This is a genomic window from Streptomyces sp. NBC_01260 (genome assembly GCF_036226405.1).
Classification (GTDB): domain Bacteria; phylum Actinomycetota; class Actinomycetes; order Streptomycetales; family Streptomycetaceae; genus Streptomyces; species Streptomyces laculatispora.
The window spans coordinates 8,139,036-8,159,576 of sequence record NZ_CP108464.1 but is presented as its reverse complement, the minus strand read 5'-3'; the positions used below and the strand labels follow the sequence as shown (position 1 = coordinate 8,159,576).

Sequence of the window (20,541 nt, the reverse complement as noted above, 5' to 3'; positions counted from 1 at the left end):
CGGACGACCGGCGGTCACCTGACCAGGTACGTCACCAGGGCGCAGGCGCCGCCGGCCGTGCCCAGGCAGACCACGACGGCGGCGACGCAGCGTGCCCTGAGCGTGCGGTACCGTCGGCTGTACTCGCCGCGCAGTTCGGTGGCGCGGGCGCAGATGCGGACCAGCATCACCCGCGAGGCCTCGGCGCGGTCGGCCGCGTAGACCCGTTCCACGTCCTCGCGCTGGGCGGTGGTGAGCCAGGGCAGTTCGCCGGTGAAGCGACGGGCGAGCCGTCGCGCCTCCTCGATCTCGGCGTTCCACAGCAGATAGCCCTCCATCTGGGCCAGCCCGCGGGCGCTGTCCTGGTCGGGGTCGGTGCCCACCCGGTCCTCCTCTCCGCCGGCCACTCCGCTCACGCCCGCCTGTCCCCCGGGGCCACCGTCGTTGAGCGTCCGCCGTGGCCTTTGACCTCGTCGAGCTCACGCACGGACGGGTGGTGGAGGTCGAACGCCGGGGACTCGGAACGGATCCGCGGCAGCGTGACGAAGTTGTGCCGCGGCGGCGGGCAGGACGTCGCCCACTCCAGCGAGCGGCCGTAGCCCCACGGATCGTCGACCCCGACGTTCTTGCCGTACTTGGCCGTCTTCCACACGTTGTAGAAGAACGGCAGCATCGACAGGCCGAGCAGGAACGAGGCGATCGACGAGATCGTGTTCAGCGTGGTGAAGCCGTCCGCCGCGAGGTAGTCCGCGTAACGGCGCGGCATGCCCTCGGCGCCCAGCCAGTGCTGCACCAGGAACGTGCCGTGGAAGCCCACGAACAGCGTCCAGAAGGTGATCTTGCCGAGCCGCTCGTCCAGCATCTTGCCGGTGAACTTCGGCCACCAGAAGTGGAATCCGGCGAACATCGCGAAGACCACGGTACCGAAGACCACGTAGTGGAAGTGCGCCACGACGAAGTACGAGTCCGAGACGTGGAAGTCCATCGGCGGCGACGCGAGGATGACACCGGTCAGACCGCCGAAGAGGAACGTGACGAGAAAGCCGATGGACCAGAGCATCGGTGTCTCGAAGGACAGTGAGCCCTTCCACATCGTGCCGATCCAGTTGAAGAACTTCACCCCGGTGGGTACCGCGATGAGGAACGTCATGAAGGAGAAGAACGGCAGCAGCACAGCGCCGGTGACGAACATGTGGTGGGCCCACACGGTCGCGGACAGACCCGCGATGGCGATCGTCGCGCCGACCAGACCGATGTAGCCGAAGATCGGTTTCCGGCTGAAGACCGGAAGGATCTCGGTGACGATCCCGAAGAACGGGAGCGCGATGATGTAGACCTCGGGATGGCCGAAGAACCAGAAGAGGTGCTGCCAGAGCAGCGCGCCGCCGTTGGCCGCGTCGAAGACGTGAGCGCCGAACTTGCGGTCCGCCTCCAGTGCCAGGAGCGCCCCGGCGAGGACCGGGAAGGCCAGCAGGACCAGTACAGCTGTCAGCAGGACGTTCCAGACGAAGATCGGCATGCGGAACATCGTCATGCCGGGTGCGCGCAGGCAGATGATCGTGGTGATGAAGTTGACCGAACCGAGGATCGTGCCGAATCCGGAGAAGGCCAGACCCATGATCCACATATCGGGGCCGATGCCCGGCGAGTGGACCGCGTCCGTCAGCGGGGAGTAGGCGAACCAGCCGAAGTCGGCCGCTCCGTCCGGGGTGAGGAAGCCGGCCACCGCGAGGACCGAGCCGAAGAGGTAGAGCCAGTACGCGAACATGTTCAGCCGGGGGAACGCCACGTCGGGCGCGCCGATCTGAAGCGGCATCATCCAGTTGGTGAATCCGGCGAACAGCGGTGTCGCGAACATCAGCAGCATGATCGTGCCGTGCATCGTGAACGCCTGGTTGAACTGCTCGTTCGACATGATCTGAGTGCCCGGACGAGCCAGTTCGGCGCGCATGAAGAGCGCGAGCAGACCGCCGATGAGGAAGAACGCGAACGAGGTGACCAGGTACATCGTGCCGATGGTCTTGTGGTCTGTGGTGGTCATCCACTTGATGACGACGTTTCCCGGTTCCTTGCTGTGTACCGGAAGCTCGTTGGCGTACGACTCGTCGTCCTCCGCCGTCCCTGTTGTGCCCGTCGTCGTCACTGGGACGCTCCTTCGATTGTCTTCCGCGGGTGGACTGCGCACCTGGCGTGGCGCCGCCTCCACCGGGGTCGGCCGAACGGCCCTCCCCGCGCGTCGCGCGAGTTTCCGGTTGCAGCAAACCAGCCGGGTGGCCGCCTGGGGTGGCCCTGCGCCCGCCGTGGCGCGACATTCACCCGTCAGGGCGTCCCCGGACGAGTCGATCCGCGCTTGCGGACTGGGCCGGATGCCCGGGGCGGCGCGCGCTCATCGGCCGGCCGGTCCCGCGCAGCCGGCGCGCGAGCGGGGCCCGCGAGGTGGGCAACTCGCTTTGCTGAAGGAGCTGTTCAGTGCGGACCCGGGGCAACTCCGCAGCACCGGTCCGGTCCTGGAAACAGCGCCGCCCCGGCTCGACGGTGTGTCGGCCGGGGCGGAACGGTCAGAAGCGGTGCGGGTGGGGGAAGAGCCAGGGCCTGTTCCCCCGTCCACCGGATCGGATCAGACGAGGCTCGCGATCGCCTGGTTGAACGTCGCCGACGGGCGCATGACGGCCGAGGCCTTGGCCGGGTCGGGCTGGTAGTAGCCGCCGATGTCCACCGGCTTGCCCTGGACCGCGACGAGCTCGTCGACGATGGTCTGCTCCTGCTCGGCCAGCGTCTTGGCGAGCGGCGCGAAGGCCTCGGCGAGCTGTGCGTCGGCGGTCTGCTGCGCCAGCTCCTGGGCCCAGTACAGGGCCAGGTAGAAGTGGCTGCCGCGGTTGTCGATGCCGCCGAGCCTGCGGCTGGGCGACTTGTCCTCGTTGAGGAACGTGGCGGTCGCACGGTCCAGCGTGTCCGCGAGGACCTGCGCACCGGCGTTGTCCGTGGTCTGCGCGAGGTGCTCGAAGCTGACGGCGAGGGCGAGGAACTCACCCAGGCTGTCCCAGCGCAGGTAGTTCTCCTTGACGAGCTGCTGCACGTGCTTCGGCGCGGAGCCGCCGGCGCCCGTCTCGAACAGACCGCCACCGTTCATCAGCGGGACGACGGAGAGCATCTTCGCGCTGGTGCCCAGCTCAAGAATGGGGAACAGGTCGGTCAGGTAGTCACGCAGCACGTTGCCGGTGACCGAGATGGTGTCCTCGCCGCGGCGGATGCGCTCCAGGGAGAACGCGGTGGCCTTCACCGGGGACATGATCTCGATCCGGAGACCGTCGGTGTCGTGCTCGGCCAGGTAGGTCTTGACCTTCTCGATGAGCTTGGCGTCGTGCGCCCGGTCCTCGTCGAGCCAGAACACGGCCGGGTTGCCGGTCGCGCGGGCGCGGGTGACGGCGAGCTTCACCCAGTCCTGGATGGGCAGGTCCTTGGCCTGGCACATGCGGAAGATGTCACCCGCGCCGACGACCTGCTCCAGGACGGCGTTGCCGTTGCCGTCGACGACCCGCACCGTGCCGGTGGTGGGGATCTCGAAGGTCTTGTCGTGGCTTCCGTACTCCTCGGCCTTCTGCGCCATCAGGCCGACGTTGGACACCGAGCCCATCGTGGCCGGGTCGTAGGCGCCGTTGGCACGGCAGTCGTCGATGACGACCTGGTAGACGCCCGAGTAGCTGCTGTCGGGCAGCACGGCGAGGGTGTCGGCCTCTTCGCCGTCCGGGCCCCACATGTGACCGGAGGTACGGATCATGGCCGGCATCGAGGCGTCCACGATGACGTCACTTGGGACGTGCAGGTTGGTGATGCCCTTGTCGGAGTCGACCATCGCCAGGGCGGGGCCCTCGGCGAGCTCGGCCTCGAACGAGGCCTTGATCTCGGCGCCGATGTGAGGCACCGAGTCCAGGCCCTTGAGGATCCCGCCGAGGCCGTCGTTCGGGGACAGGCCGGCGGCGATGAGCGCCTCGCCGTACTTGGCGAACGTGTTCGGGAAGAAGGCGCGGACGACGTGGCCGAAGATGATCGGGTCGGAGACCTTCATCATGGTTGCCTTGAGGTGCACCGAGAACAGGACGTCCTCGGCCTTGGCGCGCGCGACCTGTGCGGTGAAGAACTCGCGCAGCGCGGCGACGCGCATGACGGCGGCGTCCACGACCTCGCCCGCGAGCACCGGTACGGACTCACGGAGCACGGTGGTGGTGCCGTCGTCGCCCACCAGCTCGATGCGCAGCGAGCCCGCGTCGGCGATCACCACGGTCTTCTCGGTGGAGCGGAAGTCGTCGGCGCCCATGGTCGCGACGTTCGTCTTCGAGTCGGCCGTCCAGGCGCCCATGCGGTGCGGGTGCGCCTTGGCGTAGTTCTTGACCGACGCGGGGGCGCGGCGGTCGGAGTTGCCCTCGCGCAGGACGGGGTTGACCGCACTGCCCTTGATCTTGTCGTAACGCGCGCGGGCGTCCTTCTCCTCGTCGGACTTCGGGTCGTCCGGGTAGTCCGGCAGCGCGTAGCCCTGTGCCTGGAGCTCGGCGACCGCGGCCTTCAGCTGCGGGATCGAGGCCGAGACGTTGGGCAGCTTGATGATGTTGGCCCCGGGAGTCGTGGCCAGCGCGCCGAGCTCGGCGAGCGCGTCCTCGATGCGCTGGTTCTCCTGGAGGTGGTCGGGGAAGCTGGCGATGATCCGGCCCGCCAGGGAGATGTCACGGCTCTCCACGGTGACCCCGGCCTTCGAGGCGTAGGCCTCGATCACCGGCAGGAACGAATACGTCGCCAGGGCCGGGGCCTCGTCGGTGTGTGTATAGATGATGGTCGAGTCAGTCACCCTGTGCTCCGCTCCACGTCTGCAACATTGCTTGACATCAAGATATCTCGTGACCGCCGCTGTCTCGACAGGGCCCTGCCCCGCACGGGCCGGAACCCGCCCTACCGCCCCGCGGCCCGGTGGGCAGGCGCCCGGGCCGCCGCACTTTGCCATTGATTTGCCGTATCGCCGCGGTCCTGGCAGCGTGCTGCGTCATGAGCGCGGAAATCGAACACGACGAGCCGCTGACGCAGGCGATACGGCTGCGCGAGCAGAAGAACGCGCAGGCGCACGAGCAGCTGCTGGCCCTGGCGACGCGGTATCCGCAGGACGCCGCGATCGCCTATCAGACCGCCTGGTCGCACGATTCCCTCGGTCTGGAGGCACAGGCCGTGCCGTTCTACGAGCGTGCGCTGGAGGGTCCGGGGCTCCCGGCCGAGTACCGCCACGGGGCCTTCGTCGGCCTCGGCAGCACGCTCAGGGTGCTGGGCCGTTACGAGGCGGCGCGCGGGGTGCTCCGCCGCGGTCTGGAGGAGTTCGCGCACGACGCCTCGTTGCTGACCTTCCTGGCGATGACGCTGTACAACCTCGGCGACTCCCGCGAAGCCGTACGGACACTCCTCAAGGTCACGGCGGCCACCAGTGCCGACCACCAGGTCCAGGCCTACCGTCCCGCGATCGAGTACTACGCCGACCACCTGGACGAGACGGAATAGGCCCCCTCAGGGCCGCCCCTCCGCCGGGACCTCCTCGCCCGCCGGCACCGGTCCCGGCGGGGTGCCGTCGCCGAAGGGCCGGCCACCCAGCTGCTCCCGGTGGTGCGGGGTCAGCCAGCCCGACAGGTCGGGGCCGACGGGGACGATGCCGGTGGGGTTGATGCCGGTGTGGACCCGGTAGTAGTGCTGCTTGATGTGGTGGAAGTCGACCGTGTCACCGAAGCCGGGGGTCTGGTAGAGGTCCCGGCTGTAGCCCCACAGAACCGGGTCCTCGGCCAGTTTCGAACGGTTGCACTTGAAGTGTCCGTGGTACACGGCGTCGAAGCGCACGAGCGTGGTGAAGAGCCGGATGTCGGCCTCGGTGATCGTGTCGCCGACGAGGTAGCGCCGGTCAGCGAGCCGTTCCGACACCAGGTCCAGGCGGCGGAACAGATCCCCGTACGCGGCCTCGTACTCGTTCTGCCCGGTCGCGAACCCGGCCCGGTACACGCCGTTGTTGACGTCCCGGTAGATGCCCTCCATGACGTCGTCGATCTCCGCGCGCAGCGGCTCGGGGTAGAGGTCGGGCGCCCCGGGCCGGTGCAGCGCCGTCCATTCGGTGGCGAGGTCCAGGGTGATCCGCTGGTAGTCGTTGGTGACGAGCTTGCCGCTGGGGATGTCGACGACGGCGGGGACGCTGACTCCGCCGGGGTATCCGCGTTCCCGCGCGTCGTACGCCTCCCCGAGGTATTTGATGCCGAGCACCGGGTCCCGGCCGCCCTCGTCCAGCGTGAAGCGCCAGCTGCGATCGTCCTGCAGCGGGTCGGCGACGGCGAGCGAGAGCGCGCTCTCCAGACCGAGCAGACGGCGGGAGACCAGTGCGCGGCTCGCCCAGGGGCAGGCGCGGCTGACGACGAGGCGGTAGCGGCCTGCCTCGACGGGCCAGCCGTCGCGGCCGTCGGCCGTGATCCGGTCGGCGAAGTGGCTCCTGGACCGCTTGAAGGGCTTGTGGCCGTATTCCGTGTTGCCGTCCGGTTCGGTGCGGGCGGGGTCGTTCATCGCGTTTCTCCCTACGACGGGACCTTAGAACGGGACTGCCGTGTTGGACTCCTGCCCCGCCGTGCCCCGCCCACGTCGGCCAGCGCCACGATCAGTCCGGCCACCACGAAGGCGACGGAGACGACCAGCCCGCGGTCGTACGCGCTGGACCAGCCGGCGGAACTCACCTGAGCGAAGAAGACCGAGCCGACCGCGGCGATCCCGATCGCGGAACCGACGCGCTGACCGGTCTGGAGGGTGCCGCCGGCGCTCCCCGCGCTGGCCACCGGCACCTGGGACAGGGTGAGGGTCTGGTTGGGCGCGATGACCAGGCCGCTGCCCAGTCCGGCCAGCAGCAGCGGGGCGGCCATCGCCCATCCGGCGCCCCGGCCGGGCACGAGGTGGACGGCGAGCGCGGTGGCCCCCAGTCCGACGGCCACTGTCGCCATGCCGATGACGACGAGGGGGCGCCCGTACCGTCCGACCAGCCTGCCGCCGGGGCCCGCCGCGACGGCGGACCCCAGGGCGAACGGCGTGATCGAGAGACCTGCCTGCAGGGCGGTGTAGTGCAGTCCGCTCTGCAGGTAGAGCGTGGTGATGAAGAAGATCGAGGTGAATCCGGCGAAGTACAGCAGGATCAGCAGACAGCCCAGCCAGTAGGAGCGGACTCGGAACAGGGAGAGGTTCACCACGGGCTGGGTGCCGCGGCGGCCGCACCGCGACTCCCAGCCGACGAAGGCGGCGAGCAGCACCGCGGCCACCAGCAGGAGCAGCCATTTCCCGTCGCCCGGCCACTGATGCGCCTGGACGAAGGGCAGCAGCAGTGCCAGCACCCCCGCGCCCAGCAGCAGGACCCCGAGCGGATCGAGGTCCCGCAGCCGCACCGGGCCCGCGCACGGGGTGTCCGGCAGCAGCCGGCGGGCCAGCAGGAGGCAGACGGCTCCGAGCGGCAGGTTGACGTAGAACACCCAGCGCCAGCCCTCCTCGGCGCCGGCCGCCTGGATCAGGAGTCCGCCCAGCAGCGGGCCGACGGCGGTGGAGATGCCGACCACCGTGCCGAACATGCCGAAGGCCCGGCCCCGTTCACGCCCCGAGAACATCTGCTGGATGAGTGCGGAGATCTGGGGCGACAGCAGCCCCCCGGCCAGGCCCTGGACCAGTCGGGCGATGACCAGCCAGAGGCTGGACTGGGCGGCTCCGCAGGCGGCCGACGCCAGTGTGAAGAGCACCAGTCCGGCCATGAAGACCTCGCGGCGCCCGCGCGCGTCGCCGAGCCGCCCGGCGGGAATCAGGAACAGCCCGAAGGCAAGGGCGTACCCGGACAGCACCCACTGCAGGTCGGACTCCGGGGTGTGCAGCCCCTCCCGGATGGACGGCAGTGCGACGTTGACGATCGACACGTCCAGCAACGTCATGAAGCCTGCGACCAGGCACACCGCTAGTGCCCGCCACCGCCGGGGGTCGGGCGTGTCCGGCCCGGCGGCGGACTCCGCACCCCGCCCAGAACCCCGGTACGCCGCGCTTTCTGCCATGGCTCGCACACTAGGTCGCACGCCCCGATTCCTCATCCCGGCAGGGCCACCCGGCCGTGTACCGCGCGCTACATTGGCGCGGTTGCCGGTATGCGGACGGAAGACGGACCGGGACGGCCGACCGCAGTGTGCGGGCGGCGGCGAGGGCGGCCGCCGAGTATTCGCGTCCGCCATGAAATACACAGAATAAGCTTGCACATGCGAGCGATACACCCCTAAGATGCGGCATATGCAGTCCTACACCATTGGGCAGGCCGCCCGTCTGCTGGGCGTCAGCCCGGACACCGCGCGCCGCTGGGCGGATGCCGGCCGCGTGGCGACCCACCGCGAGGACGGCGGGCGCCGCCTCATCGACGGCCGCGACCTGGCCGCGTTCTCCGTCGAGGTCGCCCAGGGCGGCGCCGGCGAGGACGACGCGTCCTACACCTCGGCCCGCAACGCCTTTCCCGGCATCGTCACCGCCGTGAAGCTCGGGGATGTGGCCGCGCAGGTGGAGATCCAGGCCGGTCCGCACCGGCTCGTGTCGCTGCTGACCCGGGAGGCGGTCGAGGAGCTCGGCCTCGAGGTGGGCATGCAGGCCACCGCCCGGGTGAAATCGACCAGCGTGCACATCGACCGCACCTGACCCGGCCGCGGAAATGACACGGAAATGGGAGGGCATCCCTTTCCGGGACAAGAGCGCCGAGCACGCAGACTTTCCGCACCAAGAACATCCAGGGACAGAACTCTCCCCCTCACACCGGGTGCGTTCGGTGCCACACTGGCCACCATGACCCGCAGCGCACATCTCAACGAGCTGGGCGAGTTCCTCAGGACCCGCCGGGCCGAACTGAGCCCGCGCGCTGTCGGCCTTCCCGACACCGGCGGCCCGCGGCGGGTCACGGGGCTGCGCCGTGAGGAAGTCGCGCAGCTCACCGCCATCAGCACGGACTACTACACCCGGCTCGAGCAGGGCCGCATCCAGGGCTCGGGCCCGGTCCTGTCGATGCTGGCGCAGGTACTCCACCTGAATGACGACCAGCACGACTACCTGTTCGAACTTGCGGGCAAGGACCGCGCCCGGCCCCGCCGTCGCGTGAGGCAGAAGGTCCAGCCGCAGCTTCAGCGGCTCCTCGACGACCTCAGCACCACTCCCGCCCTGGTCATGGGCCGCCGCATGGACGTCCTCGCCTGGAATTCGCCGGCCGCCGCGCTCGTCACCGATTTCTCGGCAGTTCCGGAGAAGAAGCGGAATTACACTCGCATTCTCTTCACCGATCCCGCGATGAGGTCGTTGTACCAGGACTGGGAGTACGTCGCCCGCACGGCGGTCGCCCAGCTGCGCATGGAGGCCGCGAAGTACCCGGACGACTCCCGGCTGGCGTCGCTCGTCGGGGAACTCTCCGTACAGGATCCGCACTTTCGGCAGTGGTGGGCCGCTCACCATGTCGAGGCCCGCACCGTGGGCACCAAGACCCTCAACCATCCCGTGGCCGGCCTTCTGACGCTCGACTGGGACACGCTCACCGCCAGCACCGACCCCGACCAGCAACTCGTCGTCTGGACGGCCGAACCCGCTTCGCCCTCCCACGACGGGCTCCGCATCCTCACCTCGTGGGCGGCCGACCGCCGGCTGCCGGCATCGGACCCGGCTGCCTGACGGCCCCGGTCCGCACGGGACGCAACAGGGCCCGACCTAAACACGATCCGTTCAGGTACATGGACAGGAATCACGTGCAGAGGTGTTGACGCGCCCGCGTCACGCCCCTCAGTGTGGCGCCCAGGCCGGGGCGCCGAGCCGCCAGGACGCACCTCACCCCAGCGATGACAGGCCGTCAGTAGACTCGGCGGCGAGTCGCCCCCGGTCCCACCGGCCCCGATCGCCGAAGGCCGTCCACCGCCGGGACCAACGACTCACGAAGCGGCCCCTGAGCTGCGAGAACCTGATCAGGGCGCCACCCGATGGCTCAACTGGGAGGTTACCGTTGAAAATGCTGATCAACGTCCCCGAAACCGTGGTCGCGGATGCTCTGCGCGGGATGGCCGCCGCCCATCCGGAACTGACCGTGGACGTCGAGAACCGTGTCGTCGTACGGCGTGACGCGCCCGTGGCCGGAAAGGCCGCCCTGGTATCCGGCGGCGGGTCCGGGCATGAGCCGCTGCACGCCGGGTTCGTCGGGCCCGGGATGCTGTCGGCCGCCTGCGCCGGCGAGGTGTTCACCTCTCCGGTGCCGGATCAGATGGTGCGGGCCGCTGTCGCCGTCGACAGCGGCGCGGGTGTGCTCTTCGTCGTCAAGAACTACACCGGTGACGTGCTCAACTTCGAGATGGCCGCCGAGCTCGCCGACGAGGAAGGGGTCCAGGTCGCCCAGGTACTCGTCAACGACGATGTCGCGGTCACCGACAGTCTGTTCACGGCGGGGCGACGGGGCACGGGGGCGACGCTGTTCGTCGAGAAGATCGCCGGGGCGGCGGCCGAGGAGGGCGCTCCGCTGGACCGGGTGGCGGCGATCGCGCGGCAGGTGAATGAGTCGTCGCGCAGTTTCGGGGTGGCGCTGAGCTCCGTGACCACACCCGCCAAGGGCTCACCCACCTTCGATCTCCCCGCGGGTGAACTCGAACTCGGGGTGGGGATCCACGGCGAGCCGGGCCGTGAGCGGCGTCCGATGATGACGTCGCGGGAGATCGCCGACTTCACGGTCGACGCGGTACTGGAGGACCTGCGTCCGCACGGGCCCGTGATCGCGCTGGTCAACGGGATGGGCGCGACACCGCTGCTGGAGCTGTACGGGTTCAATGCCGAGGTGCAGCGGGCGCTGTCCGAGCGGGGCGTGGTCGTCGCTCGTACGCTCGTGGGGAACTATGTGACCTCGCTCGACATGGCGGGCTGTTCGGTGACCCTCTGCCAGGTGGACGAGGAGCTGGTACGGCTCTGGGACGCGCCGGTGGAGACGCCCGCACTGCGCTGGGGCCGTTGACCCTCCGTGTCCCCCTTGCAGTGCACGCCGCCACACTCGATGGACCCAAGGAGATCATGTGCTCGACGCCGACTTCTTCCGCCGCTGGATGACCACGACCGCCGCCGCCGTGGACCGCGAGGCGGCGCACCTGACCGAACTCGACTCGGCGATCGGGGACGCCGATCACGGAAGCAATCTGCAGCGCGGATTCACCGCGGTGGTGGCTGCCCTGGAAAAGGAACCGCCACAGACGCCGGGGGCCGTACTGATGCTGGCCGGGAGGCAGCTGATCTCGACCGTCGGCGGAGCGTCCGGCCCGCTGTACGGGACGCTGCTTCGGCGTACGGGCAAGGCGTTGGGTGACGCGCCCACCGTGACCGTCGGGGATCTGGCGCAGGCGCTCGGGACGGGCGTGACGGCGGTGGCTCAGCTGGGCGGGGCCCAGGCCGGGGACAAGACGATGCTCGATGCCCTGCTGCCGGCGGCCGAGGCGTTGGGGACGTCGTTCGAGGCGGCGCGGGACGCGGCGCAGGCGGGCGCGCTGGCGACCGTGCCCTTGCAGGCGCGCAAGGGACGGGCCAGCTATCTGGGTGAACGGAGCATCGGGCATCTGGATCCGGGGGCCGCGTCCTCAGCCTTGCTGATCACCGCGCTCGCCGAGGCCGACGGTGCGGCCGGGGGTGCCGCGTGAGCGCGGACAAGCAGGTCGGGATCGTGCTGGTCTCGCACAGCGGGCCGGTGGCCGAGGCGGTTGCCGCGCTGGCCAGGGGGCTCGCTGCCGGTGGCGCGACAGCGCCGGTGGCCGCCGCCGGCGGGACGCCCGCGGGCGGCCTCGGGACGAGTGCGGAGCTGATCGCGGAGGCGGCCAGGCAGGTGGACGGCGGCGCGGGTGTCGCCGTCCTGGTCGACCTGGGCAGTGCGGTGCTCACGGTCAAGGCGATGCTGGCCGAGGGCGACGAACTCCCGGCCGGGGCTCGGCTGGTGGATGCCCCCTTCGTGGAGGGTGCGGTGGCCGCGGTGGTCACCGCTTCAGCGGGCGGCGACCTAGCGGCCGTGGCGGCCGCCGCGTCGGAGGCGTACGACTACCGCAAGGTGTAGGGGCTGCCGTGTCGGCGGCCGCGGCTCCTGAGCCGTTCACTCACACTTGACGGCATGTCACCGAACGAGCGGCGCAGCGCCGGGCTTCTCCTGTTCCGTACGACCGGGGAATCCGGTCTCGAAGTCCTCATCGGGCATATGGGCGGGCCGTTCTGGGCGGGCCGGGAGAGCGCGGCGTGGTCGGTGCCGAAGGGTGAGTACGGCCCCGAGGAGGAAGCGGCGGCCGCGGCACGGCGGGAGTTCGAGGAGGAGTTCGGCCACCCGGCCCCGGACGGTGCGTGGGTGGCGCTGGGCGAGTCCCGTCAGTCCGGCGGCAAGATCGTGACGGTGTGGGCGATGGAGGGCGGCCTCGATCCGGCGGCGGCCCTACCGGGGACGTTCGCGATGGAGTGGCCACGAGGTTCCGGCGTGCAGCAGGAGTTCCCGGAGATCGACCGGTTCGCCTGGTGCACGCCGGAGGTTGCCGTCGAACGCCTCGTCAAGGGTCAGCGGGTCTTCGTGGAGCGGCTGTGCGCCCTTGTCGCGGACGGGCGGGGGCCGTCCGCGCACGACGGGCCCTGAGGCTCTGAGGCTTGGGGCGGGCTGTGCTGTCGTACGGCCGGCGGGTCAGGAACCGTCGGCCGGTGCGCCCTCGTGGAGTTCGAGCCGGTCGCCGGTGAAGCGGCCGCGGAAGCTGCGGTCGTGCGAGACGACCACGACGGCTCCCGCGTACGCCGCCAGCGCCGCCTCCAGTTCCTCCACCAGGCCGAGGGCGATGTGGTTCGTCGGCTCGTCGAGCACCAGCAGATCGGCCGGCCGGGTGACCAGCCGGGCCAGCGCCAGCCTCCGCTGCTGGCCGGTGGAGAGGTCGGCGACCGGAACGCTCAGGTCCTCGGGGCGGAACAGCCCGAGCGCGAGAAGCATGTCGGTGTACTCGTCGGCGTGACCGGGCCGGCCGGCCGCGAAGGTCGCCAGGAGCGTGCGCCGGGTGGGCCGGGCGGGGAGCTCCTGCGGGAGGTACCCGATCCGGGCCCGTCGGCGCACCGTGCCGGTCTCGGGGGCGAGGTCTCCTGCCAGGACCCTCAGAAGGGTCGACTTGCCGGCGCCGTTGGGACCGGTGACCAGCAGGCGCTGCCCGGCCGCCACCCGCAGTCCGGACATGCGCAGCCGGTCGCCGACCGTGACGGAATCGAGCTCCACCACTGGGCCCGGCGGCAGTCCGCCGTCGGCGGAGAGCACCAGGCCGGCGGAGAACCGCAGCGGGCTCGGCGGCGCGGGAACCGGCGCCCTGTGCAGCGCCTCCAGCCGGGTCCTGGCAGCTCTGACCTGGCCGGACAACTTGGCCTCGTGCGAACGGCGGTGCTTGCCGAAGCCCTCCCCGGGGTCCTTCCCGGCCCCGGCGAGCCGCCGGCCCGCCGTATTCACGAGCTCCTCGGTGCGGGCCAGCTCGTCCAGCCACTCCTGATGGTCCTGCGCCCAGCGGCGCCGGGCGGCCGCCTTCGCCGTACGGTAGCCGTCCCAGCCGTCGCCGTAGGTGACGACGCTGCGCAGATCGCGGTCCACCTCGACGATGACGGTGGTGGTCCGTTCCAGGAACGCCCGGTCGTGGGTGATCACGACGGCGGTGCCGCGGTGGGCGCGCAGCTGGTCCTCCAGCCAGGTGGTGGCCCTGAGGTCGAGGTGGTTGGTCGGCTCGTCGAGCAGCAGCAGTTCGGGACCGGATGCCAGCACACAGGCGAGCGCGAGCCTGGACTGCTCCCCGCCGGAGAGCGTGCCGAGCGGGCGCTCCCTGGTGAGGTGACCGAGCCCGAGGCCGTGCAGCGCGGCATCGGCGCGGGCATCGGCCAGATAGCCGCCGCGCTCCTCGTACTCCGTCAGCAGATCCCCGTACAGGGCGAGTTGCGCGTCGTCCGGACCTCCGGGCACGGCAAGTGCGGATTCGGCGGTACGGATCCGCTGCTCCAGCGCGCGGAGTCCCGCCAGGGCGGTGTCGACGGCGTCCTGAACCGTGTCGGTGGGGACCAGGGCGAGTGTCTGGGAGAGGTAGCCGGTGCCGCCGGGGAAGCGGACGGTGATCTCTCCGCTGTCCGGCGTCTCGGCACCGGCCAGCAGCCGCAGGAGAGTGGACTTCCCGGAGCCGTTCTCGCCGATCACTCCGACGCGGTCGCCGGGGCGGACGGTGAGCGACACCTGGTCGAGGACGGTGCGCACTCCGTACGTCTTGGAGACGTCCTTCATGGCCAGCTGGGCGCGGTCGTGCTTGGGGGACATGGGTAGCTTTCCCTCGGGTGACATGCCTCGGCGGCCCATGACGGGGCGCGGCGGGCGGGGATGCCGAACGGGCGGAGGGCACTGCGCCACGCGGGGTGACCCTGTGGGTCACACATCGACGCCCGGCGTCGCGCGGTGGCGTCCCTGTCCGGAGTCAGCGGAAGAAGTAGTACGAACCCATGGGGCCAGCTAAGCACGGCGGTGCGGGGGCTGTCAGGCCGTTTTCTCTCCGGTCGGCGAGTCGACGGCCGGGGCCCGCGTCATCCCGGCTGCGCCGGGGCGGTTCCCGCAGGGACGGTTCGCCCGCACGGCGCAGAGGGGGCCGATCGCGCGGAAGCCGGGTCGGTCCTAGGGGTTTTCTCCCTGGGCGACCTCGATGCTGCTGTGCAGGTCGTGCGTCGCATCGAGGGCGGCCGCTCCCGAGACGGCCAGGCAGGCGATCAGGGTCACGGCGGCGGCGCGGCCGATGCGCGGGCGCACGGCGGTCCGGCCCAGCAGGGCGGCGACCCGGCGCGGTACGGGCCCGGCCGCCGCGGCGAGCGCCGGGGCGGGGCGGGGCGCAGAGCCCCCTCCGGCCGTCCGGGCGGCCAGCGCGGCGCGCCCGATCGCGCGGGCGGCGACCCTGCGGTCTCCGACGGCATGCGCGGCGGCCTCGTCCGCACAGCGCTCCAGCGCGTATCCCATGGGTGCGCGCAGGGCGCGCAGCGCCGGGTGGCAGCGGGCGGACAGCTCGGCGGCAACGAGGTACAGGTGGTGGCGCCCGGTGAGATGCGCGCGCTCGTGGGCCAGGAGCGCGTCCCGCTCGGCGGGTTCCAGGGCGTGCAGCATGCCGGTGGTGACGACGATCCGGCCGGGGCTGCCGGGCCGTCCGGGCAGCGCGTAGGCGTCGGGGCGGGTGTCCCGCAGCACGGCGAGCTCGCTCCCGTCGCTCCGCTCGGGGCGGGCGGCCCGGTGGAGCTGGCCCCAGTGCCTGCGGGCCGCGCCGGTGACGGCCACGGCGCAGCCCAGCAGCAACGCCAGCGCGGCGGCCGAGAGCGGTACGGCGACGGCCGGTTCGACTGCGGCGAGCGGGCGCACGAACTCTCCGACGGCGGCGACGGCGGACAGCCGGCCGGCGCCGGGGACCACCAGCAGCGCGAGTGCGAAGACGGTGCAGAGGGCCAGGCCGGCGCCCGTCGCGGCGAGCAGCCGCACGGCCCGCACGGGCGACAGGGCATCCGCGAGCCGACTGGCCGCGGGAACCACCAGGAACGGCACCAGCAGCGGAATCCAGACGGCGTAGATCATCTGGCGTCCCCGTCGAGCAGATCACGGAGCAGCCGCTCGTCCTCGTCGCTGAGCTGCGACACGAACCTCGCCAGCACCGTGCTGCGGTCCTCGTCCTTGCGCAGTTCGCTGTGCATGCGGCGGGCGGTCAGTCCGGCCGCGTCCTCGGTGGGGGTGTAGGCGAATCCGCGTCCCGACCTGGTGCGGGCGACCGTGCCCTTCTCGAGGAGGCGCGACAGGATGGTGGTGACGGTCGTCCGCGCGAGTTCCGCCCCGATCGCCTCCTGTACCTGACCGGCGGTGAGCGGGGTGCCGGCCGCCCAGAGGGCCGCCAGGACCGTGGACTCCAGTTCACCGGAGGGGCGCCGCTCCACGGGGACGGGACCGGCCGCGGCGGCTTGCGGGGCGGGCTCCTGCCCGGCCGGGAGTGTCTGCCCGGTGCCCGGTCCGCCGTACGGCCGGGGGACGAATTCTCCGCCGGATATGCCGTTCACCTGTGGCATGGGAACTCTTCTCCCCCTTCGGGCGTCTACAGTGATGTCGACCGTCTACATCACTGTAGTCAGTCCGGGTGTTCCTCAGGGTCACCCGCTCACCATTATGGGAGACCCTCCACCGTGTCCGTACTCTCACTGGCGACCATGCCACAAGCGGTGAACCTGCTGGACGCCGGTTCGCTGCTCGGAACGTTCGGCGCGCTCGGCGTCGCCATCGTGCTCTTCGCCGAGACGGGGCTGCTCGTCGGCTTCTTCCTCCCCGGCGATTCGCTGCTGTTCACGGCGGGCCTGCTCAGCGTCTCCGGCACCCACGGTCCGGTCGAGCTGTCGTTGCCGCAGGTGCTGATCGCCGCGGTGGCCGGAGCGCTGCTCGGTGCGCAGACGGGCTACTGGCTCGGCCGCCGGGGCGGCCAGGCACTGCTCGCCCGCAGCCGCTCCAAACGACTGCACGAGGGCGCCGACCGCGCGGCGGAGCTGCTCGCCAGATACGGCTACGCCCGCGCGATCGTGCTGGCCCGCTTCGTCCCCGTCGTGCGCACGGTGCTCAACCCGCTGGCCGGGGCACTCGACGTCCCGGCCAGGGTGTTCGCCCTGTGGCAGGTCGTCGGCGGCGTGGTCTGGACGGCCGGGCTGGTCCTCGCCGGATACGCGCTGGGGTCCTCGGTACCGAATGTCGACCGCTATCTGCTGCCGATCGTCGCTGTCGTGGTCGTGGTCTCCCTCATCCCGCTCGCCGCCGAACTGCTCCGCTCCCGCAGCCGGCGCACTGCCGAAGGAGACAACAACTGATGCCGCTCGCCTCCGCGGCCACCTCGATCGACGGTGGGCTGTACACCTGGGTCACCGAGTTGGCCCAGCGCTCCCCCGCCGCCCTGGATTCCGCCGTCCGCGTGTGGTCGGACTACGGGCTCGCCCTGTTCGCGGTGCTCATGCTCGCGTCCTGGTGGCGCTCCCGTTCCACGGATCCCGCGCGTACCGCCATGGCGCTCTGCGCCCCGCTCGTCGTGGTCGCCACCTATCTCGTCAACGACCTGGTGAAGTCCGGCTTTCACGAGCAACGGCCCTGCCAGACGCTGCATGTCGTGACGGTGGAGGCGTGCCCGGCACTCGGCGACTGGTCGTTCCCCAGCAATCACGCCGCCATCGCGGCGGCCGCGGCCATGGCGATCTGGCTGACCGACCGGCGGCTGGGAGCCATCGCGGTGCCGGCCGCGCTGCTGATGGCGGCGTCCCGGGTGTGGATCGGGGCGCACTATCCGCACGATGTGCTCGTCGGGCTGCTGATCGGCGCACTCGTCGCCTGGCCGTTGACCGTCGCGGCGCGTCGCTGTGCCCCGGCGGTGGTCCGGCTGCGTGACAGCCGGCTGCGTCCGCTGGTGGCGGTGCGGTGAGATCGCAATGCCTGGGCACCGCGCCCGTCGCGGCTTGAACCGGACGAGAGTTGCTAGCCCTCGTGGCCGGGCAGGCGGATGACGGCGAGGCCGCCGTCGAGGTCCACGGTGGAGCGGTGCGGCGGGGCACCGTCCTCCTCGTCGTCGCGCAGCAGCAGGGCACTCTGTCGCTCCTTGAGCTCGCTCTGCTTGCCGGGCGAGAAGGTCGCGTGCAACTGCTCGAACCCGGTCGCCGACACCTGGCCCCGTCGGGCGCTGTTGCGCCACGGCAGCAGACCGGCCCGGCCCGCGCGAAGCATCAGCTGATCGAGGAAGGCGACGACGGTCAGGCCGATGACCAGTCCGGGCAGCGTCATCATCGCGGCGAATTCCATGCGTGCAGTATCCATCCCGTGCGGCGCGGCGTACACCGGTCGCGGATACGACCCTGCGGGCCGTCGCACAGTGCGACGGCCCGCAGGGTCATGAGGAAGGGCTCGGACGGTCAGCCGTTGGGGAGGATGACGGCCCGGCCGCTGATCCTGCCGTCGTGCAGTCGCTCGTACGCCAGCGGCGCCTCGTCCAGCGAGTACGTCTCGACGTGCACGTCGACCGAACCGGCACGGGCGAGATCGAGCACCTCGGCCAGCTCTGAGCGCGATCCCCAGTACGGTGCGCTCACCGTCGTGTTGAGCGGCAGGAAGCCGAAGCCCACCGGCAGCGCCCCGCCTCCGATGCCCACGATCGTGACGTCGGAGTCGATGGCGGCCGCGGCGCCCGCGGTGGCCACGGTGGGCGGTGCTCCGACGAAGTCGAGGACGACCTGCGCGCCGATGCCGCCGGTGAGCTCACGGATCCTCGCCGCCGCATGCTCGTCGGACAGGACCGTCTCGTGCGCCCCGACGGTGCGGGCGAGGGCGAGCTTGTCCTCCGTGACGTCCAGGGCGATGACCCGGACGGCCGTCATGGCGCGCAGCAGCTGGATGGCGACGTGGCCGAGTCCGCCGGTGCCGATGACGACGGCGCTCGCGCCGGGCACCAGCTTCGGCAGGGAGCGCTTGATCGCGTGGTACGGGGTGAGGCCGGCGTCGGTGAGCGGCACGGCCTGGACCGGGTCGAGGTCTCCCAGCGGCACCAGGTGACGCGGGTCGTCGACGATCATGTACTCGGCCATGGCGCCGGGCGAGCCCAGCCCGGGCGGGTGGATGCCGAGCTCACTGGCGCGCAGGCAGTAGTTCTCCTTGCCCTCGGCGCACTTGACGCACGTACCGCACCCCCAGGGGCCGTAGACCGCTACGGACTCGCCCACCGTGAGACCGCCGACCCCGTCACCGAGTGCGGCGACGGTGCCCACACCCTCGTGGCCGAGGGTGAGCGGGAGGCCGTAGGCGAGCTGATCCGCGGGCAGGCTCATCACCGCGATGTCGGAGTGGCAGACACCTGCGGCGGTGACCTTCAGCAGCACCTGTCCGGGGCCGGGTTCCGGGTCGGGCACGGTGACGACCTCGGGTGCGGCGCCGACGGTGCGGTACTGGACGGCTTTCATGGGGTCCTCCTTGACCTCTGCTGTTCGATTTCTCGCCCCCGGATCCCCCGTGCGCCACTCAGGAGGCGGAGTAGCCGCCGTCCACCAGGTGGTAGCTGCCGTGGATGAACGAGGCGCGGTCGGAGAGCAGGAACGCGGCGAGTTCCGCCACCTCCTCCGCGGTACCGAGGCGTCCGGCCGGGTGCAGCGAGATGAGGTGGTCGCGGGCGGGGCCCTCCGTGTTGCGCAGCAGCGGGGTGTCGATGAAGCCCGGGCCCACCGCGTTGACGCGGACGTTCTGTGCCGCGTACTCGAGTGCGGCCGTCTTGGTGAGGCCGACGACGCCGTGCTTGGCAGCGACATACGCGGGCGACCCGGCGAAGCCGTTGGTGCCGAGGATCGACGACATGTTGACGATGGCGCCACCGCCCGCGGCGACGATCGCGGGAAGCTCGTAGCGCATCGAGTAGAAGACGCCGCTGAGGTTGGTGGCGACGACCCGGTTCCAGTCCTCGACGGCGTACTCGCCGGTCGGGCTGCTCGGGCCGCCGATGCCCGCGTTGTTGACCGCGAGGTGCAGGGCTCCGAAGGTGTCGACGGCGAACCGCACGCCCGCCTCGACGGAGGCGGGGTCGGTGACGTCCATGGCGACCGCCGCGGCCTTGGCCCCGGTGCTCTCCAGTGCGGCGACCGCCTTGCGGGCGCTCTCCTCGTCGTAGTCGGCCACGACCACGGACGCGCCGGCGGCGGCCAGCCGGTGGGCGAGGGCCAGTCCGATGCCGGAGGCCCCTCCGGTGACGAGGGCCGTGCGTCCGGCGAATTCCTGGTCGGTGGTGGTGGTGGGGGTGGTGCTCATGATGTTCCGTTTCCTTCCGTGGTGCTGTGTGACGCCGGCCCGGCGGGGAACTGCGCGAGCAGTTCTCCCGAAAGGGCGTCGAATGCCTGCCCGACGAGCCGGGGCAGCTGCTCGGGGCAGCCTCCGCGCACCCAGGCGGCCTGGGCGGCGAGGAGCGCTCCCGCTCCCGCGGCGACCGTGACGGCGGGACGGATGTCCTGCCGCGGGTCGGTCCCCAGCCGCTGCGCGACGATGGCGACCGAGTCCTCCTGGGCATCCACCCGGATGTGGTGGAACGCCGCGTAGAGGGTCGGTTCCTGCTCGGCGAGGACCAGCAGGTCGAAGATCCTCGGGCGGCGGTGCCAGGCCCCCGCCTCCGGGTCCGCCAGCCAGTCCAGGACGGCCCTGCGGTACGCGGTGAGGGGTGGTTCGTCGGCGGGACGGGCCCGCAGGGCGTCGTTGATCCGGTCCCCGTCGCCCCGGACCGAGTCCAGGACGGCGGCTTCCTTGCTGGTGAAGTACCGGCTGAAGGTGCGGCGGTCGACATCCGCGTGTTCCGCGATCTCCTCGACCGTCACGTCCCTCAGTCCCCGGTCGAGCACCAGCTCGAACGCGGCCTGGGCCAGTGTGTCCCGGGTCCGGCGGGCCTTGCGGCTCCGCCTCTCCGGGGTCTTCCGCTCCCGGTTCATAACTGCACC

21 protein-coding genes are annotated in these 20,541 nt (G+C 71.1%); 9 read left to right on the top strand and 12 right to left on the bottom strand.

Translation table 11 applies throughout. The features are described 5' to 3' along the window. Positions 1-14 precede the first annotated feature (14 nt). The 3 genes from OG322_RS36300 to OG322_RS36290 form a co-directional block, all read right to left on the bottom strand. Positions 15-317 (bottom strand): hypothetical protein, encoded by a 303-nt coding sequence (locus OG322_RS36300; RefSeq protein WP_164494585.1) that lies wholly within the window; start codon positions 315-317, stop codon positions 15-17. A gap of 74 nt (positions 318-391) precedes the next feature. Further along, positions 392-2,122, bottom strand: a complete 1,731-nt coding sequence (ctaD, locus tag OG322_RS36295; RefSeq protein ID WP_123467031.1) for an aa3-type cytochrome oxidase subunit I — start codon at positions 2,120-2,122, stop codon at positions 392-394. 474 nt (positions 2,123-2,596) lie between these two features. Next, positions 2,597-4,819, bottom strand: a complete 2,223-nt coding sequence (locus tag OG322_RS36290; RefSeq protein ID WP_123467033.1) for an NADP-dependent isocitrate dehydrogenase — start codon at positions 4,817-4,819, stop codon at positions 2,597-2,599. 194 nt (positions 4,820-5,013) lie between these two features. Here OG322_RS36290 and OG322_RS36285 point away from each other — a divergent pair, with 194 nt between their 5' ends. Beyond that, entirely contained in the window at positions 5,014-5,514 is a 501-nt protein-coding gene (locus OG322_RS36285) for a tetratricopeptide repeat protein (RefSeq protein ID WP_123467035.1), read from the top strand. 6 nt (positions 5,515-5,520) lie between these two features. Here the strand turns inward: OG322_RS36285 and OG322_RS36280 are convergent, their stop codons facing one another. Next, on the bottom strand, positions 5,521-6,552 hold the full coding sequence (locus OG322_RS36280; protein WP_123467037.1) for a glutathione S-transferase family protein: 1,032 nt from the start codon (positions 6,550-6,552) through the stop codon (positions 5,521-5,523). Between the two features lie 11 nt (positions 6,553-6,563). Continuing rightward, positions 6,564-8,063, bottom strand: coding sequence for an MFS transporter (locus OG322_RS36275; RefSeq protein ID WP_123467039.1), 1,500 nt, complete (start codon positions 8,061-8,063; stop codon positions 6,564-6,566). Positions 8,064-8,292: 229 nt separating this feature from the next. On the opposite strand from OG322_RS36275, the gene OG322_RS36270 reads away from it, so the two are divergent. From OG322_RS36270 to OG322_RS36245, 6 genes are all read left to right on the top strand, one after another. After that, positions 8,293-8,688 carry a TOBE domain-containing protein gene (locus OG322_RS36270; RefSeq protein ID WP_123467041.1) on the top strand — a complete coding sequence of 132 codons (396 nt, stop codon included), beginning with the start codon at positions 8,293-8,295 and terminating at the stop codon, positions 8,686-8,688. Between the two features lie 144 nt (positions 8,689-8,832). Beyond that, positions 8,833-9,702 carry a helix-turn-helix transcriptional regulator gene (locus OG322_RS36265; protein ID WP_123467043.1) on the top strand — a complete coding sequence of 290 codons (870 nt, stop codon included), beginning with the start codon at positions 8,833-8,835 and terminating at the stop codon, positions 9,700-9,702. A gap of 331 nt (positions 9,703-10,033) precedes the next feature. After that, positions 10,034-11,020: a dihydroxyacetone kinase subunit DhaK gene (gene dhaK / locus OG322_RS36260; RefSeq protein WP_185095601.1), complete on the top strand. Its 987-nt coding sequence runs from the start codon at positions 10,034-10,036 to the stop codon at positions 11,018-11,020. 58 nt (positions 11,021-11,078) lie between these two features. Beyond that, complete coding sequence (dhaL, locus tag OG322_RS36255) at positions 11,079-11,693, top strand: dihydroxyacetone kinase subunit DhaL (protein WP_123467047.1); 615 nt, start codon at positions 11,079-11,081, stop codon at positions 11,691-11,693. Further along, a complete protein-coding gene (locus OG322_RS36250; protein ID WP_123467049.1) occupies positions 11,690-12,100 on the top strand; it encodes a PTS fructose transporter subunit IIA in 411 nt (136 codons plus the stop codon). Before dhaL ends, OG322_RS36250 begins: the two co-directional genes overlap by 4 nt. A 54-nt stretch (positions 12,101-12,154) precedes the next feature. Then, complete coding sequence (locus OG322_RS36245) at positions 12,155-12,661, top strand: NUDIX domain-containing protein (protein WP_329307489.1); 507 nt, start codon at positions 12,155-12,157, stop codon at positions 12,659-12,661. 45 nt (positions 12,662-12,706) lie between these two features. On the opposite strand, the gene abc-f is transcribed toward OG322_RS36245, so the two are convergent. From abc-f to OG322_RS36230, 3 genes are all read right to left on the bottom strand, one after another. Then, complete coding sequence (gene abc-f / locus OG322_RS36240) at positions 12,707-14,350, bottom strand: ribosomal protection-like ABC-F family protein (protein WP_329307488.1); 1,644 nt, start codon at positions 14,348-14,350, stop codon at positions 12,707-12,709. Positions 14,351-14,698: 348 nt separating this feature from the next. After that, the gene (locus OG322_RS36235; protein WP_329307487.1) at positions 14,699-15,637 is read right to left on the bottom strand and encodes a M56 family metallopeptidase; all 939 of its coding nucleotides are present in this window, start codon (positions 15,635-15,637) and stop codon (positions 14,699-14,701) included. Then, positions 15,634-15,990 carry a BlaI/MecI/CopY family transcriptional regulator gene (locus OG322_RS36230; RefSeq protein WP_241200500.1) on the bottom strand — a complete coding sequence of 119 codons (357 nt, stop codon included), beginning with the start codon at positions 15,988-15,990 and terminating at the stop codon, positions 15,634-15,636. Before OG322_RS36230 ends, OG322_RS36235 begins: the two co-directional genes overlap by 4 nt. Positions 15,991-16,257: 267 nt before the next feature. On the opposite strand from OG322_RS36230, the gene OG322_RS36225 reads away from it, so the two are divergent. Together OG322_RS36225 and OG322_RS36220 are read left to right on the top strand one after the other, a co-directional pair. Further along, positions 16,258-16,902, top strand: a complete 645-nt coding sequence (locus tag OG322_RS36225) for a DedA family protein (protein WP_124286450.1) — start codon at positions 16,258-16,260, stop codon at positions 16,900-16,902. Further along, positions 16,902-17,504 (top strand): phosphatase PAP2 family protein, encoded by a 603-nt coding sequence (locus OG322_RS36220; RefSeq protein WP_124286357.1) that lies wholly within the window; start codon positions 16,902-16,904, stop codon positions 17,502-17,504. The genes OG322_RS36225 and OG322_RS36220 overlap by 1 nt, the downstream gene beginning before the upstream one ends. Positions 17,505-17,557: 53 nt before the next feature. Here OG322_RS36220 and OG322_RS36215 read toward each other — a convergent pair whose 3' ends face one another. The 4 genes from OG322_RS36215 to OG322_RS36200 all read right to left on the bottom strand — a co-directional run bounded on the left by OG322_RS36215 (position 17,558) and on the right by OG322_RS36200 (position 20,532). Then, complete coding sequence (locus tag OG322_RS36215) at positions 17,558-17,878, bottom strand: DUF6191 domain-containing protein (RefSeq protein ID WP_123467062.1); 321 nt, start codon at positions 17,876-17,878, stop codon at positions 17,558-17,560. Between the two features lie 110 nt (positions 17,879-17,988). Continuing rightward, positions 17,989-19,029: an NAD(P)-dependent alcohol dehydrogenase gene (locus tag OG322_RS36210; protein ID WP_329307486.1), complete on the bottom strand. Its 1,041-nt coding sequence runs from the start codon at positions 19,027-19,029 to the stop codon at positions 17,989-17,991. A 58-nt stretch (positions 19,030-19,087) separates the two neighbouring features. Beyond that, complete coding sequence (locus OG322_RS36205) at positions 19,088-19,864, bottom strand: SDR family NAD(P)-dependent oxidoreductase (protein ID WP_329307485.1); 777 nt, start codon at positions 19,862-19,864, stop codon at positions 19,088-19,090. After that, positions 19,861-20,532: a TetR family transcriptional regulator gene (locus OG322_RS36200; protein ID WP_123467068.1), complete on the bottom strand. Its 672-nt coding sequence runs from the start codon at positions 20,530-20,532 to the stop codon at positions 19,861-19,863. The genes OG322_RS36205 and OG322_RS36200 overlap by 4 nt, the downstream gene beginning before the upstream one ends. Positions 20,533-20,541: the final 9 nt, after the last annotated feature.